Below are 13,956 nucleotides of genomic sequence, written 5' to 3' on the forward strand. Positions count from 1 at the left end.
GAGGAACTGTGCGACATCTGATTATCAGGCTGTTTGTCCTGCTGGCGGTGATGATTACCGCCGGCTGTGGTTTTCATCCGCGCGGCACCACGCAGGTGCCGAGCGAGCTGAAAACGCTGATCTTGAACAGCGGCGATCCGTACGGTCCGCTGGCGCGCACGGTGCGTCAGCAGCTGCGCATCAACAACGTCACCATCGTTGAAGATACGAAGCAGAACCGTACCGACATCCCGACGCTGCGCCTGGGCGCTGAAACGCAGGGCCGCGATACCGCCTCGGTGTTTATCAGCGGTACCACGGCGGAATACTCGCTGATGATGAACGTGACGGCGCAGGTTCTGCTGCCGGGCAAAGGCATTTATCCGATCAGCACCACGGTGTATCGTTCGTTCTTCGATAACCCGAACGCGGCGCTGGCGAAAGATGCCGAGCAGGACATGATCGTGCAGGAGATGCGTCAGAGCGCCGCAGAGCAGCTGGTGCGTAAGCTGCTGACCGTGCATGCCGCGCAGATGAACCAGAAAGAGACGCTGCCAGCGTCGGCCAGCGAACCTGCGGTGCCCGCGCCAGCCTCCTCTTCTTCCGCTACCAGTACGCAATGATCAGGATCTATCCTGAGCAACTTGGCGCGCAGCTCCGCGAGGGGCTGCGCGCTTGCTATTTGTTAGCCGGAAACGAACCGCTGCTGCTGCAGGAGAGCGCCGACGCGATTCGCGCCGCTGCCGTTGCGCAGGGATTCGAGGAGCATTTAAGCTTTACGCTCGACGCCCAGACCGACTGGGAAAGCCTCTTTGCCAGCTGTCAGGCGCTCAGCCTGTTCGCTCAGCGTCAGACGATGACGCTGCTCTTCCCGGAAAACGGCCCCAACGCCGCGATGGCCGAACAGCTGAATAAGCTGGCGGGCCTGCTGCATGCCGATATTTTGCTGATTTGCCGCCTGGCGAAGCTGACCAAAGCCCAGGAGAACAGCGCCTGGTTTAAAGCGCTCTCCTCTCATGGCGTGCTGGTACCCTGCCAGACGCCGGAGCAGGCGCAGCTGCCGCGCTGGGTGGCGACGCGCGCCAAAAGCATGAAACTCTCGGTAGACGACGCGGCGATCCAGCTGCTCTGCTACTGCTATGAGGGCAATCTTCTGGCGCTGGCGCAGGCGCTTGAGCGCCTGTCGCTGCTCTGGCCCGACGGCAAGCTGACGCTGCCGCGCGTGGAAGAGGCGGTCAGCGATGCGGCGCACTTTACCCCGTTTCACTGGGTGGACGCGCTGCTGGCGGGCAAAAGCAAACGCGCGCTGCACATTCTGCATCAGCTGGAAAAAGAAGAGAGCGAGCCGGTTATTCTGCTGCGCACCCTGCAGCGCGATTTGATGACGCTGCTGCACCTGCAGCGTCATCAGGCGCAGCAGCCGCTGCGCGCATTGATGGATCAGCAGCGCATCTGGCAGAATCGCCGCGCGCTGTTTACCGAGGCGCTGCAGCGCGTGGACGGCGCGCGCCTGCAGCGCGCGATTCGCCTGCTGACGCAGATTGAACTCACCCTGAAGCAAGATTACGGGCAGCGTATCTGGCCGCAGCTGGAGACGCTCTCGCTGCTGCTCTGTCACCGACATTTTCCTGCGAGCTTCGCCAGTGTCTGAACTTCACGCCCTGTTCGGCGGCACCTTCGATCCCATCCACTTCGGCCATTTGCGGCCGGTAGAAGCGCTGGCGCAGCAAACCGGGCTGGCGCGCGTGCTGCTGCTGCCCAATAACGTACCGCCGCATCGTCCGCAGCCGGAAGCCAGCGCGGCGCAGCGCGTCGAGATGCTGCGCTGTGCCATTCAGGATCGGCCGCTGTTCGATATCGATACTCGCGAGCTGATGCGCGAAACGCCGTCGTGGACGGTGGCGACGCTGGAGGCGCTGCGCGCCGAACGCGGGCCGGATCAGCCGCTGGGATTTATCATTGGTCAGGACTCGCTGCTTAACCTGTCGGGCTGGCACCGCTGGCACGATTTGCTGTCGCTTTGTCATCTGCTGGTATGCAAGCGTCCCGGTTACCCGACCGAGATGGCGTCGCCGGAGATGCAGCGCTGGCTGGAGAACCATCTGGCTGTTGATACGGCGCAGCTGCACCAGCAGCCCGCCGGCTTTATCTGGCTGGCCGATACGCCACTGGTGAATATCTCCGCCACGGAAATCCGGCAGCGCCGTCACGCCGGCCTGTCGTGCGAGCAGCTCTTGCCGGCGGCCGTTATCGACTATATCGACCGCGCAGGGCTCTATCTGAAATAAGCGCTCACCGGGCATATATCGCACGGGCAAAGGCGTGCTATACTGCGCGGCTTAATTTTTTGGCTGCCTCATCGGGGCCAGCAGCCGGCCCGCTACTATCCGTATTAAAGGGGAACCTTTTGCAAGGTAAAGCACTCCAAGATTTCGTTATTGATAAGATTGATGATCTTAAAGGTCAGGATATCGTCGCGCTCGACGTTCAGGGTAAATCCAGCATCACCGACTGCATGATCATCTGCACCGGCACCTCGACGCGCCACGTCTCGTCTATCGCCGATCACGTGGTGCAGGAGTCGCGCGCTGCCGGTTTGATCCCGCTCGGCGTCGACGGCAAAAATGCCGCTGACTGGGTGGTGGTCGATCTGGGCGACGTCATCGTGCACGTCATGCAGGAAGAGAGCCGCCAGCTGTATGAGCTGGAAAAACTCTGGAGCTGACGCGTGAAACTGCAGCTTGTGGCCGTGGGCACGAAGATGCCCGACTGGGTGCAAACCGGTTTTACTGAGTATCTGCGTCGTTTTCCCAAAGATATGCCGCTGGAGCTGGTGGAGGTCTCTGCCGGAAAACGCGGCAAAAACGCCGATATCAAGCGTATCCTGGAAAAAGAAGGCGAGGCGATGCTGGCCGCAACCGGCAAGGGCAACCGCATCGTTACGCTCGATATTCCCGGCCAGCCGTGGGAAACGCCCCAGCTTGCTCAGCAGCTGGAGCGCTGGAAACAGGACGGCCGCGACGTCAGCCTGTTGATTGGCGGTCCGGAAGGATTATCGCCTGCCTGCAAAGCCGCCGCCGAGCAGAGCTGGTCGCTTTCCACTTTGACGCTGCCTCATCCGCTGGTGCGCGTGCTGGTCGCTGAAAGCCTCTATCGCGCCTGGAGCATCACCGCCAATCATCCTTATCATCGTGAATAACCGGTAAGGCTAACCCCGACATTTTAAGTAGCGGATGAAATTACAAAGCAACGCCTTTCGCGATTACAGTGCCGAGCAGAAACTCTTTGTCCGTCGGGCGTTAATTGCGTTCTTCGGAATTCTGGTGCTCTCCAGCGTGCTGGTGGTCAATCTTTACCACCTGCAAATCCTGCGCTTTGAAGATTACAGTACCCGCTCTAACGAAAACCGCATCAAGCTGGTGCCGGTCGCGCCGAGCCGCGGCATTATCTACGACCGCAACGGCACCGCGCTGGCGCTTAACCGCACCATCTATCAGGCGGAGCTGGTGCCGGAAAAAGTCGACAACCTCAAGCAAACGCTGGAAGATCTGCGCCCGGTGCTGGATATCACCGACGAGGATCTCGACGCCTTCGATAAAGAGCGCAAGCGCTCGCGTCGCTTTACCTCGATTCCCGTTAAGGTCGGCCTTAACGACGTGCAGGTGGCGCGTTTCGCCGTCAACCAGTACCGCTTTCCCGGCGTCGAGGTGAAAGGCTATCAGCGTCGCTACTATCCCTACGGCCCGACGCTGACGCACGTCGTCGGCTACGTCTCCAAAATCAACGACCGCGACGTGGCGCGCCTCGATAAAGAGGGCAAGTGGCCGAACTACGCCGCGACGCACGATATCGGCAAGCTGGGCATCGAAAGCTACTACGAAGATGTGCTGCACGGTATTACCGGCTATGAAGAGGTCGAGGTGAATAACCGCGGCCGCGTGATCCGCCAGCTGCACGAGCAGTCGCCGCAGGCCGGACGCGACATCTGGCTGACCATCGATCTCAAGCTTCAGCAATATATCGAAACGCTGCTGGCCGGCAGTCGCGCGGCGGTAGTGGTCAGCGATCCGCGCACCGGCGAGATTCTGGCGATGGTCTCCACGCCCAGTTACGATCCGAATCTCTTCGTCGACGGCATTTCGGGTAAAGATTATCGCGGCCTGCTCAACGACGAAAACCGCCCGCTCTATAACCGCGCCATTCAGGCTTCCTATCCGCCCGCCTCGACGGTGAAGCCCTATGTAGCGGTCTCGGCGCTGAGCGCCGGCGTCATCAACCGCAATACCAGCCTGTTCGATCCCGGCTGGTGGCAGCTGCCCGGCTCGGAAAAGCGCTATCGCGACTGGAAAAAATGGGGTCACGGCCGCCTCAACGTGACCAAATCGCTGGAGGAGTCGGCGGATACCTTCTTTTATCAGGTGGCGTATGACATGGGCATCGATCGCCTGTCGGAGTGGATGAACAAATTCGGCTACGGCCACCGCACCGGCATCGATCTGCCGCAGGAGAGCGCCGGCAACATGCCGACGCGCGACTGGAAGATGAAGCGCTTCAAAAAACCGTGGTATCAGGGCGACACCATTCCGGTCGGCATCGGTCAGGGTTACTGGACCGCGACGCCGCTGCAGATGAACAAGGCGCTGATGATCCTGATTAACGACGGCGTGGTCAAAGTGCCGCACCTGCTGCGCGCCACCCGCGAGGGACGCACTATGGTGCCCTGGCGTCAGCCGCCGGGCGAGCCGATCGGCGACGTTCACTCCGGCTACTGGGAGATTGCCAAAGACGGCATGTACGGCGTGGCGAACCGCGCCAACGGCACGGCGCATAAAAGCTTCGCCGACGCGCCCTATAAAATCGCCGCCAAATCGGGTACCGCGCAGGTCTTCGGCCTGAAAGAGAACGAGACCTATAACGCGCACAAAATCGCCGAGCGTCTGCGCGACCATAAACTGATGACTGCGTTTGCCCCCTATGACAAACCGCGCGTCGCCGTCACCATGATTCTGGAAAACGGCGGCGCAGGCCCGGCGGTCGGCACGGTGATGAGACAGATTCTCGACCACATTATGCTGGGCGACAACAATACGGCTCTGCCGGACGCGGCCCCTACTCCGCCCGGCTATGAAGGTGAATAACGATGTCGATGAACGATAGTCCGCAGAAAAGATCGATCTGGACGCGTATCCACATCGATCCGCTGTTTATGCTGGTGATTCTGGCGCTGCTCGCCTATAGCGCCATCGTGATCTGGAGCGCCAGCGGCCAGGATCCGGGCATGATGGAGCGCAAAATCGGCCAGATTGCGATGGGCCTGGTGATGATGCTGGTGCTGGCGCAGGTGCCGCCGCGCGTCTATGAGGGCTGGGCGCCCTATCTCTATATTATCTGCGTGATATTGCTGATCGCGGTGGACGCCTTCGGCCATATCAGTAAAGGCGCGCAGCGCTGGCTCGACCTCGGCGTGGTGCGCTTCCAGCCCTCGGAGATCGCCAAAATCGCCGTGCCGCTGATGGTGGCGCGCTTTATCAACCGCGACGTCTGCCCGCCGACCTTAAAGAATACCGGCATCGCGCTGATCCTGATCTTTATGCCGACGCTGCTGGTCGCGGCGCAGCCCGACCTTGGCACCTCTATCCTGATTGCCGCCTCCGGGCTGTTCGTGCTGTTTCTTTCCGGCATGAGCTGGAAGCTGATCGGCGTGGCGGTGCTGCTGGTCGCGGCCTTTATTCCGGTGCTCTGGTTCTTCCTGATGCACGACTACCAGCGCGACCGCGTGATGATGCTGCTCGATCCGGAAAGCGATCCGCTCGGCGCGGGCTACCATATTATTCAGTCTAAAATCGCTATCGGCTCCGGCGGATTGCGCGGCAAGGGCTGGCTGCACGGCACCCAGTCGCAGCTGGAGTTTTTGCCGGAGCGCCACACCGACTTTATCTTCGCCGTGCTTGCGGAAGAGCTCGGTCTGGTGGGTGTGCTGATCCTGCTGGTGCTCTATCTGCTGCTGATCCTGCGCGGGCTGGTGATCGCCGCGCGTGCCCAGACCACCTTCGGCCGCGTAATGGCGGGCGGATTAATGCTGATTTTGTTCGTTTATGTTTTCGTTAATATTGGCATGGTAAGTGGTATCTTACCGGTGGTTGGCGTTCCTCTGCCGCTGGTCAGCTATGGCGGCTCGGCGCTTATTGTCCTTATGGCGGGATTCGGCATCGTAATGTCGATCCATACTCACAGAAAAATGTTATCTAAAAGCGTTTAAGAGGCTGCACATGCGTAAGGAATGGCCTGCTGTTGCTCTGGCACTACTGGTTTTGACCGCCTGTACCACCACTCAGGAACCGCAAAACACCGCGCCGCCGCAACCGGCCTATAACGGCCCGGTGGTGGAAATCCCGGGCGTCGAGCCAAAATATGAGCCCATTAATCCCGGCACCAGCCAGGATTACAGCGCGAACGGCAAGTCTTACCGTATCGTCAAGGATCCCTCTAACTTCAGCGAAGTGGGATTAGCCGCCTGGTACGGCGAAGAAGCGCAGGGCAAGCGCACCGCTACCGGCGAAAGCTACGATCCCGACGCGCTGAGCGCGGCGCACCCTACGCTGCCGCTGCCCAGCTACGTGCGCGTCACCAACCTTGCCAACGGTCGCCAGATCGTGGTGCGCGTCAACGATCGCGGTCCTTATACGCCGGGACGCATTATCGACCTGTCGCGCGCGGCGGGCGATCGCCTCAATATCTCTAACAATAGCCGCGTGCGCGTCGATTACATCAAGGTCGCGCCGGACGGCACGCTCTCCGGCCCCGGCACCATAGGCACCGTGGTGGCGAAGCAGAGCTACGCCCTGCCCGCGCGCCCCGATCTCGGCGGCAGCGGCGTGATGAACGGCAGCAGCGAACCTGCCGCCGCGCCGGTGCCGGCGCAGGATATTCGCGCCGTCGACAACCGTACTCTGCAGAGCAACGGCGAGATGGGCGCGCCTGTCAGCAGCAGCGGCTTCCTCGGCGCTCCTCAGCCGCTGGCAAACGGCGTGCTGGAGGGCAGCGAGCCTGCACCGCAGCCGGTCGCCGCGCCTGTAGCCGCACCAGCGGCAGCGGCGCCTGTCGCCAGCAGCGCAACCGCGCAGCCGTCCGGCGGTTTCGTGGTGCAGGTGGGCGCCATCAACGACGCTGCGCGCGCGCAGCAGATGGCGCATAGCCTCGGAGAGAAATATGGCGTGCCCGGCTCGGTCGAGAATGCCGGCAACAACGTCTATCGCATTCAGCTCGGCGGTTTTAAAAACCGCGCCGATGCCGCTGCGCTGCAGCAGCGCCTGAACGCCAACGGCCAGGCTTCATTTATCACCAGCGCGCGTCGTTGAATTCCCGGCTCGCCGCGCTGGACATCTCTGCTAACAACAGAATGCCAAAGCAAGATGCCTGTAAAACAGGCATTTGCTATGATGAGCCACTTTTTTTTTAACCTTAACTCACGGATGTTGTAGTCCATAACATGAACACGCTGAAACCCTCTCGTTTTCTGAAACGCCTGACAGTGGGATCACTGGTCGCCTTTTCGCTCAGCCATGTAGCATTTGCTGATGACGTCAACCTTAAAACGATGATCCCGGGCGTGCCGGATATCGATGCCGAAGCCTATGTGCTGATCGACTACAACTCGGGCAAAGTGCTGGCCGAGAAGAACGCCGATGCCCGTCGCGATCCCGCCAGCCTGACCAAAATGATGACCAGCTATGTGATTGGTCAGGCGGTCAAAGCAGGCAAGATTCACCAGGAAGATATCGTGACCGTCGGCAAAGACGCCTGGGCGACCGGCAACCCGGTGTTCAAAGGCTCGTCGCTGATGTTCCTGAAGCCGGGCGATCGCGTGCCGGTTTCCCAGCTGACGCGCGGCATCGTGCTGCAGTCGGGCAACGACGCCTGCGTGGCGATGGCGGACTATGTCGCCGGCAGCCAGGACGCCTTCGTCGGCCTGATGAACAACTACGTGAAGGCGCTGGGCCTGCAGAATACCCACTTCCAGACGGTGCATGGCCTGGATGCGGACGGCCAGTACAGCTCGGCGCGCGATATGGCGCTGATCGGCCAGGCGCTGATCCGCGACGTGCCGGACGAGTATTCGGTTTATAAAGAGAAAGAGTTCACCTTTAACAATATCCGCCAGACCAACCGCAACGGTCTGCTGTGGGATACCAGCCTCAACGTCGACGGCATTAAAACCGGCCACACCGAAGCGGCAGGCTACAACATCGTCTCTTCCGCCACCGAAGGCCAGATGCGTCTGATCTCGGCGGTGCTGGGCGGCCGCACCTTCAAAGGACGCGAAGTCGAGAGCAAAAAGCTGCTCACCTGGGGCTTCCGCTTCTTTGAAACCGTGGCGCCGCTGAAGGCGGGCAAAGAGTTCGCCTCTGAGCCGGTCTGGTTCGGCAACAGCGATCGCGTACAGCTCGGCGTAGAGAAAGACGCCTACCTGACCATTCCGCGCGGCCGCATGAAAGATTTGAAAGCCAGCTATGTGCTGAACAACAGCGAACTGCACGCCCCGCTGCAGAAAAATCAGGTCGTGGGCAGCATCAACTTCCAGCTTGACGGCAAGACCGTGGAACAGCGTCCGCTGGTGGTGCTGAACGAAGTGCAGGAAGGCGGGTTCTTCAGCCGCATCATCGATTACATCAAGCTGATGTTCCATCACTGGTTCGGCTAAGCGGCCTGGCGGTTGAAAAGTCGCCACGTCGTCGCCATAACTACGCTATGATAATGCTCCCGCTTCGGCGGGAGCCTGTTTTTTATGCACCGGAGTCAATATGAAAACCAAACTGAATGAACTGCTCGAATTCCCTACCCCTTTTACCTATAAAGTGATGGGTCTGGCGCAGCCGGAGCTGGTTGATCAAGTGGTTGAAGTGGTGCAACGCCATGCGCCAGGCGACTACTCGCCCGACGTCAAGCCAAGCAGCAAAGGCAACTACCACTCGGTATCGATCACCATTAACGCCACGCATATCGAACAGGTGGAAACCCTGTATGAAGAGCTGGGCAATATCGATATCGTGCGCATGGTGCTGTAAGTGCCGGCGTCGGCGAAGGGTCTTGGTCTTGCCCTTTGCCGACGTTATACTCAGCCTTTCCTCCTTAACCGGACCGCCGTTTTGTCAGCAGATACGCTTCTTATTCGTCAGCTCGGCCAGCGCGACTGGCAACCCGTCTCCGATGCCATGCATCAGTTCACCGATCGCCGTAACGGCGACAGCCGCGACGAAGTCTGGCTGGTGGAGCATCACGCCGTTTTCACCCAGGGCCAGGCCGGCAAGGCCGAACATCTGCTGATGCCGGGCGATATTCCGGTGGTGCAGAGCGATCGCGGCGGTCAGGTCACCTATCACGGCCCGGGCCAGCAGGTGATGTACGTGCTGATTGACGTTAAGCGCCGCAAGATCGGCGTGCGTCAGCTGGTGACCGCGCTGGAAGAGACGGTGATCGGCACGCTGGCACACTTCGGCGTAGAGGCATGCGCGCGTCCCGACGCGCCGGGCGTCTATGTCGGCGAGGAGAAGATCTGCTCGCTCGGTCTGCGCATCCGTAAGGGCTGCTCGTTTCACGGTCTGGCGCTTAACGTCGCGATGGATTTAACCCCATTTCTGCGCATCAATCCCTGCGGCTACGCCGGAATGCGCATGACGCAACTCAGCGCATTTCAGCCCGGCGTCAGTCTGGCGGACGTGCAGCCGCTGCTGGTGGCGGCCTTCGCGCGCCAGCTGGGCTTTGCCCAGGTTGAGTGGCTGGCGGCTGAATCGGCGCCGCTGCCTTAACCGTGCATGCGAATTTACAAAATTGTAACTTTTCCCGCCGCCGGACGGCTGCTTCTGCCAGGCGGAACTGATATAATTTTTGAAATTTTATCAAATAAAGTTGAAAGCTTTACCGCTGGCCTGAAGGCGAAAGCTCTCATCACGCAATCCGACCGGAACCTGCAGACTTATGAGTAAACCAATTCAGATGGAACGCGGCGTCAAATATCGCGACGCAGATAAAATGGCGCTGATCCCGGTGAAAACCGTGGTGACAGAACGTCAGGAGCTGTTACGCAAGCCCGAATGGATGAAAATCAAGCTGCCTGCGGATTCCAGTCGAATCCAGGGCATCAAGGCGGCGATGCGCAAAAACGGCCTGCACTCGGTGTGCGAAGAGGCCTCCTGCCCTAACCTGGCTGAATGCTTTAACCATGGCACCGCGACCTTTATGATCCTCGGCGCCATCTGTACCCGCCGCTGCCCGTTCTGCGACGTGGCGCACGGCCGCCCTAACGCCCCGGACGCCGGCGAACCGCTGAAGCTGGCGCAGACTATCGCCGATATGGCGCTGCGCTATGTGGTCATTACCTCGGTAGACCGCGACGACCTGCGAGACGGCGGCGCGCAGCACTTCGCCGACTGCATCAGCGCGATCCGCGAAAAGAGCCCGACCATTAAAATCGAAACCCTGGTACCCGATTTTCGCGGCCGTATGGATCGCGCGCTGGAGATCCTCACCGCCACGCCGCCGGACGTCTTCAACCACAATCTCGAGAACGTGCCGCGCGTCTACCGCCAGGTGCGTCCGGGGGCAAACTACGACTGGTCGCTGAAGCTGCTGGAACGCTTTAAAGAAGCGCATCCGTCGATCCCGACTAAATCGGGTCTGATGGTGGGCCTGGGCGAAACCAATGCGGAAATTATCGAAGTGATGCGCGACCTGCGCCGTCACGGCGTCACCATGCTGACGCTGGGCCAGTACCTGCAGCCGAGCCGTCACCATCTGCCGGTTCAGCGCTACGTCAGCCCGGCCGAGTTTGACGAGATGAAAGAGGAAGCGCTGGCGATGGGCTTTACCCATGCCGCATGCGGGCCTTTTGTGCGCTCTTCTTATCATGCGGATATGCAGGCGAAAGGTCTGGAAGTGAAATAAACTCAGCCCTGTCGCAGGCAATAAAAAACCAGACGCTATTAGGTCTGGTTTTTTTATGTCCGTGAGAAATAAATGGTTACATCTATTCTCTGGCGGTCATGCATCACTCTTTATGGGTGACGCGCTCTGCCGGAACATCTTCAGCCGTTGTCTTGGTTGCGATGGGTTCTTCATCTTTCATGGCTTTTTTGAAGCCTTTGATTGCGGAGCCCAGATCGCCACCCAGTGAACGTAACTTGTTGGTGCCAAAAAGCAGTACGATGAGCGCACCGATGATCAGCAGTTTGGCAATACTGATACCTTCCATACTTTACCTTTCAACCTAAGCGAAAATGAACAGTGCTATTTACGCGCAGATCGCCGCCAACCTCAACTAGATTCTGTAACAGAGTAAGATTGTTGATGCAGCGTTAAATAAAACGGCTTAAAAATGCCTGGGTGCGCGGATGCTGCGGCTGCGCGATCACCTGCTCGGGCGGCCCCTGCTCCACCACCACGCCGCCATCCATAAACACCACCCGATCGGCCGCTTCGCGCGCGAAACCAATCTCGTGGGTCACTACGATCATGGTCAGCCCCTGATCCGCCAGCGTGCGCATGGTGGCCAGCACTTCGCCGACCAGCTCAGGGTCAAGCGCCGAGGTCGGCTCGTCGAACAGCATCAGCGTCGGCTTAATCGCCAGCGCGCGCGCGATCGCCACACGCTGCTGCTGACCGCCGGACAGATGCCGCGGCCAGGCGTCCGCCTTGTCGCTTAATCCTACCGTCGCCAGCAGCGAACGCGCATAGGCGATCGCCTCTTGACGCGGAAATTTATGCACGCCGATCGGCGCCTCGATAATGTTTTGCAGCACCGTCAGATGGGGATAGAGGTTAAACTGCTGGAACACCATGCCTATCTTCTGGCGCTGAAGGGCGATTTTACACGGCGAGAGGCGATGCAGAATGCCCTTTTTCAGCTCGTAGCCAATCTGCTCATCTCCTACCATGATCGAGCCGCCGTTCATATCTTCCAGATGGTTGATGCAGCGCAGGAAGGTCGATTTGCCCGAACCGGACGGTCCGAGGATCACCACTACCTCACCTGGAAAGACGTCGAGATCGATCCCTTTAAGTACCTGGTTATGGCCGTAACTTTTATGAACGTTACGCGCGCTGACCAGCGGCACGACAGCACTCATACATCCTCCTTCTGCAGCAGGCGCGCGCCGGTGAGCGGCGTGGATGCGCGCGATTTCGCCGCCTCTACCGTGCGGCGCGTGCCGCGCGCGTAGTAGCGCTCTATCGCCGACTGGCCGACGTTCAGGATCGAGGTAATCAGCAAATACCAGATCACCGCCACCATCAGCATCGGGATAATTTCAAAGGTGCGGTTATAGATCGCCTGCACTGAATAGAGCAGATCGCCCATGGCGATGACGCTCACCAGCGAGGTCGCTTTAATCATGCTGATCAGCTGGTTGCCGCTGGGCGGAATAATGGCGCGCATCGCCTGCGGAATGATGATGCGTCGCAGCGCGCGACTGCGGCTCATGCCGAAGGCCTGGGTGGTTTCGACCTGGCCGTTATCCACCGACAGCAGTCCGGCGCGGATAATCTCCGCCATATAGGCCGCCTCGTTCAGCGCCAGCCCGGCGATGGCCGCCGTCAGCGGCGTAATCAGATCGTTGGTGTTCCAGCTGGCCCAGGTCACGGATGTCCAGGGCAGCGTCAGCGAAAGCGTGGGAAACAGCGTCGACAGGTTGTACCAGAATATCAGCTGCACCAGCAGCGGCGTGCCGCGAAAGAACCAGATATAGAGGCTGGCGATGCCGCTCAGCAGCCGGTTCTCCGACAGACGCCACACCGCCAGCAGCAGTCCCAGCCCGGTGCCGAGGATCATCGAGACCACAGTCAGGCCGAGCGTGATTTCCAGCCCCTTCAGCACCGATTCCTCGGTAAACCACTGCAGCACCACCTTCCATTCGAAGTTGGGGTTGGTCGCCACCAGCCAGAGAAAGTTGGAGGCGAGGATCAGCGCCACAATCCAGAAGACCCAGCGTCCCCAGGCGGGCACGCTGCGGGCGAAAGCCACGTCGCGCTGCTGCACGTCGGCCCTGTCCGTGGCTCGTGTATTGTGGATGTCTGGACTCATTTTGCCGCCCCTTTCGCCAGGTTGAGACCCGGCGCGCTAATCATATTGCCGTCCAGCTTCCACTTTTTCATGATGGCGGCGTAGGTGCCGTTTTGGTAAAGCGCCTTATAGCCATCCAGCACCACCTGGCCCAGCGGCGACCCTTTCGGCACCACCGTGCCCTGGAAAATATCGCCGAAGCCGTTTTTCTGCCCCTTGCCCGCCAGCTCAAGCTGGCCGCTCGCCTGCTCGATAAAGTATGTCAGCGGCGCCTGCGAGGAGAAGAAGGCGTCCGATCGCTTCGAGCGTACCGCAAGAATTGACGAGGGCTGATCGGTGAAGGATTGCACCACCACGGCCGGTTTGCCCGCCGCTACGCACGCTTCCGACTGTTTGCGGATCACCTGTTCTGCCGATCCCGCCGCCATCACCGCGATGCGCTTGCCGCAGGTATCCTCCAGCCCGTTAATTTTTTGCGGATTGCCCTTCTGCACTCCGAACACCACGAACTCCTGCACGAAGTCGATAAAATCCACTTTCTGCTGACGATCCGGGTAGTCGCCTATCGGGCCGATCGCCAGCTGGTAGCGACCAGAGTTAATGCCGGAGAGCACCCCTGACAGCCCGCTGACCGTGGCGTGCTCGATTTTTACGCCCAGCAGCTGGCTCAGCGCGCTGCTGAGATCGGCAGAGGCGCCGTCCATGGCGTGCGGGCCGTTGACGATTTCATAGGGCGGAAAGGATCCGTTGTTTACCGAGATCATCTTGCCCGCCTGCTTAATGGCGTCGGGCAGGCGGTCATGCAGCCCCTTGTCGACCTGCTGCGTCGGTATGGCGTCGGCGGCGTGGGCCAGCGAGGCGCTCAGGCCAAGCGCCAGCAAAATGGCGGTTGCACTCTTTTTCACGGTGGTTTCTCCCAAGCG

General features: G+C 60.0%; 16 protein-coding genes. 12 read left to right on the forward strand and 4 right to left on the reverse strand.

The features are described from left to right. The first annotated feature begins 8 nt into the window (after window positions 1–8). The 12 genes from lptE to lipA all read left to right on the forward strand — a co-directional run bounded on the left by lptE (window position 9) and on the right by lipA (window position 10,920). Window positions 9–602 (forward strand): LPS assembly lipoprotein LptE, encoded by a 594-nt coding sequence (gene lptE, locus PVE98_RS14155; protein WP_407568514.1) that lies wholly within the window; start codon window positions 9–11, stop codon window positions 600–602. Next, window positions 599–1,630, forward strand: coding sequence for a DNA polymerase III subunit delta (gene holA / locus PVE98_RS14160; RefSeq protein ID WP_096072781.1), 1,032 nt, complete (start codon window positions 599–601; stop codon window positions 1,628–1,630). The genes lptE and holA overlap by 4 nt, the downstream gene beginning before the upstream one ends. Further along, complete coding sequence (gene nadD / locus PVE98_RS14165; protein WP_096072780.1) at window positions 1,623–2,267, forward strand: nicotinate-nucleotide adenylyltransferase; 645 nt, start codon at window positions 1,623–1,625, stop codon at window positions 2,265–2,267. The genes holA and nadD overlap by 8 nt, the downstream gene beginning before the upstream one ends. Before the next feature lie 119 nt (window positions 2,268–2,386). Next, window positions 2,387–2,704, forward strand: coding sequence for a ribosome silencing factor (gene rsfS / locus PVE98_RS14170; RefSeq protein WP_033751826.1), 318 nt, complete (start codon window positions 2,387–2,389; stop codon window positions 2,702–2,704). 3 nt (window positions 2,705–2,707) lie between these two features. Further along, the gene (rlmH, locus tag PVE98_RS14175) at window positions 2,708–3,178 is read left to right on the forward strand and encodes a 23S rRNA (pseudouridine(1915)-N(3))-methyltransferase RlmH (protein WP_096072779.1); all 471 of its coding nucleotides are present in this window, start codon (window positions 2,708–2,710) and stop codon (window positions 3,176–3,178) included. Between the two features lie 34 nt (window positions 3,179–3,212). After that, window positions 3,213–5,117 (forward strand): peptidoglycan DD-transpeptidase MrdA, encoded by a 1,905-nt coding sequence (gene mrdA, locus PVE98_RS14180; RefSeq protein WP_033751830.1) that lies wholly within the window; start codon window positions 3,213–3,215, stop codon window positions 5,115–5,117. An 8-nt stretch (window positions 5,118–5,125) separates the two neighbouring features. Continuing rightward, the gene (gene mrdB / locus PVE98_RS14185; RefSeq protein ID WP_033751950.1) at window positions 5,126–6,238 is read left to right on the forward strand and encodes a peptidoglycan glycosyltransferase MrdB; all 1,113 of its coding nucleotides are present in this window, start codon (window positions 5,126–5,128) and stop codon (window positions 6,236–6,238) included. 10 nt (window positions 6,239–6,248) lie between these two features. Beyond that, window positions 6,249–7,337: an endolytic peptidoglycan transglycosylase RlpA gene (gene rlpA / locus PVE98_RS14190; protein ID WP_096072778.1), complete on the forward strand. Its 1,089-nt coding sequence runs from the start codon at window positions 6,249–6,251 to the stop codon at window positions 7,335–7,337. Between the two features lie 131 nt (window positions 7,338–7,468). After that, on the forward strand, window positions 7,469–8,680 hold the full coding sequence (gene dacA / locus PVE98_RS14195; RefSeq protein ID WP_048783118.1) for a D-alanyl-D-alanine carboxypeptidase DacA: 1,212 nt from the start codon (window positions 7,469–7,471) through the stop codon (window positions 8,678–8,680). A 100-nt stretch (window positions 8,681–8,780) separates the two neighbouring features. Then, a complete protein-coding gene (gene ybeD / locus PVE98_RS14200; RefSeq protein WP_033751835.1) occupies window positions 8,781–9,044 on the forward strand; it encodes a DUF493 family protein YbeD in 264 nt (87 codons plus the stop codon). An 81-nt stretch (window positions 9,045–9,125) separates the two neighbouring features. After that, window positions 9,126–9,785, forward strand: coding sequence for a lipoyl(octanoyl) transferase LipB (lipB, locus tag PVE98_RS14205; RefSeq protein WP_033751837.1), 660 nt, complete (start codon window positions 9,126–9,128; stop codon window positions 9,783–9,785). A 169-nt stretch (window positions 9,786–9,954) separates the two neighbouring features. Further along, the gene (lipA, locus tag PVE98_RS14210; protein WP_033751839.1) at window positions 9,955–10,920 is read left to right on the forward strand and encodes a lipoyl synthase; all 966 of its coding nucleotides are present in this window, start codon (window positions 9,955–9,957) and stop codon (window positions 10,918–10,920) included. A gap of 103 nt (window positions 10,921–11,023) precedes the next feature. Here lipA and tatE read toward each other — a convergent pair whose 3' ends face one another. The 4 genes from tatE to PVE98_RS14230 form a co-directional block, all read right to left on the reverse strand. Continuing rightward, complete coding sequence (tatE, locus tag PVE98_RS14215; protein ID WP_096072776.1) at window positions 11,024–11,227, reverse strand: twin-arginine translocase subunit TatE; 204 nt, start codon at window positions 11,225–11,227, stop codon at window positions 11,024–11,026. Window positions 11,228–11,330: 103 nt separating this feature from the next. Further along, window positions 11,331–12,101 carry an amino acid ABC transporter ATP-binding protein gene (locus PVE98_RS14220; protein ID WP_096072775.1) on the reverse strand — a complete coding sequence of 257 codons (771 nt, stop codon included), beginning with the start codon at window positions 12,099–12,101 and terminating at the stop codon, window positions 11,331–11,333. Then, the gene (locus PVE98_RS14225; protein WP_333620633.1) at window positions 12,098–13,054 is read right to left on the reverse strand and encodes an amino acid ABC transporter permease; all 957 of its coding nucleotides are present in this window, start codon (window positions 13,052–13,054) and stop codon (window positions 12,098–12,100) included. Before PVE98_RS14225 ends, PVE98_RS14220 begins: the two co-directional genes overlap by 4 nt. Further along, a complete protein-coding gene (locus PVE98_RS14230) occupies window positions 13,051–13,938 on the reverse strand; it encodes an ABC transporter substrate-binding protein (RefSeq protein WP_096073884.1) in 888 nt (295 codons plus the stop codon). The genes PVE98_RS14225 and PVE98_RS14230 overlap by 4 nt, the downstream gene beginning before the upstream one ends. Window positions 13,939–13,956: the final 18 nt, after the last annotated feature.

The sequence above is a fragment of the Pantoea sp. GABEPS69 genome (genome assembly GCF_045780835.1).
Lineage (GTDB): Bacteria > Pseudomonadota > Gammaproteobacteria > Enterobacterales > Enterobacteriaceae > Pantoea > Pantoea septica.

Excerpts from the sequence above, each read along its gene's own strand:
- ybeD (WP_033751835.1), top strand. The coding sequence starts at position 8,781 with ATGAAAACCAAACTGAATGAACTGCTCGAATTCCCTACCCCTTTTACC.
- mrdB (WP_033751950.1), top strand. The coding sequence starts at position 5,126 with ATGAACGATAGTCCGCAGAAAAGATCGATCTGGACGCGTATCCACATC.
- holA (WP_096072781.1), top strand. The coding sequence starts at position 599 with ATGATCAGGATCTATCCTGAGCAACTTGGCGCGCAGCTCCGCGAGGGG.
- lipA (WP_033751839.1), top strand. The coding sequence starts at position 9,955 with ATGAGTAAACCAATTCAGATGGAACGCGGCGTCAAATATCGCGACGCA.
- rlpA (WP_096072778.1), top strand. The coding sequence starts at position 6,249 with ATGCGTAAGGAATGGCCTGCTGTTGCTCTGGCACTACTGGTTTTGACC.
- tatE (WP_096072776.1), bottom strand. The coding sequence starts at position 11,227 with ATGGAAGGTATCAGTATTGCCAAACTGCTGATCATCGGTGCGCTCATC.
- PVE98_RS14225 (WP_333620633.1), bottom strand. The coding sequence starts at position 13,054 with ATGAGTCCAGACATCCACAATACACGAGCCACGGACAGGGCCGACGTG.
- PVE98_RS14220 (WP_096072775.1), bottom strand. The coding sequence starts at position 12,101 with ATGAGTGCTGTCGTGCCGCTGGTCAGCGCGCGTAACGTTCATAAAAGT.
- dacA (WP_048783118.1), top strand. The coding sequence starts at position 7,469 with ATGAACACGCTGAAACCCTCTCGTTTTCTGAAACGCCTGACAGTGGGA.
- mrdA (WP_033751830.1), top strand. The coding sequence starts at position 3,213 with ATGAAATTACAAAGCAACGCCTTTCGCGATTACAGTGCCGAGCAGAAA.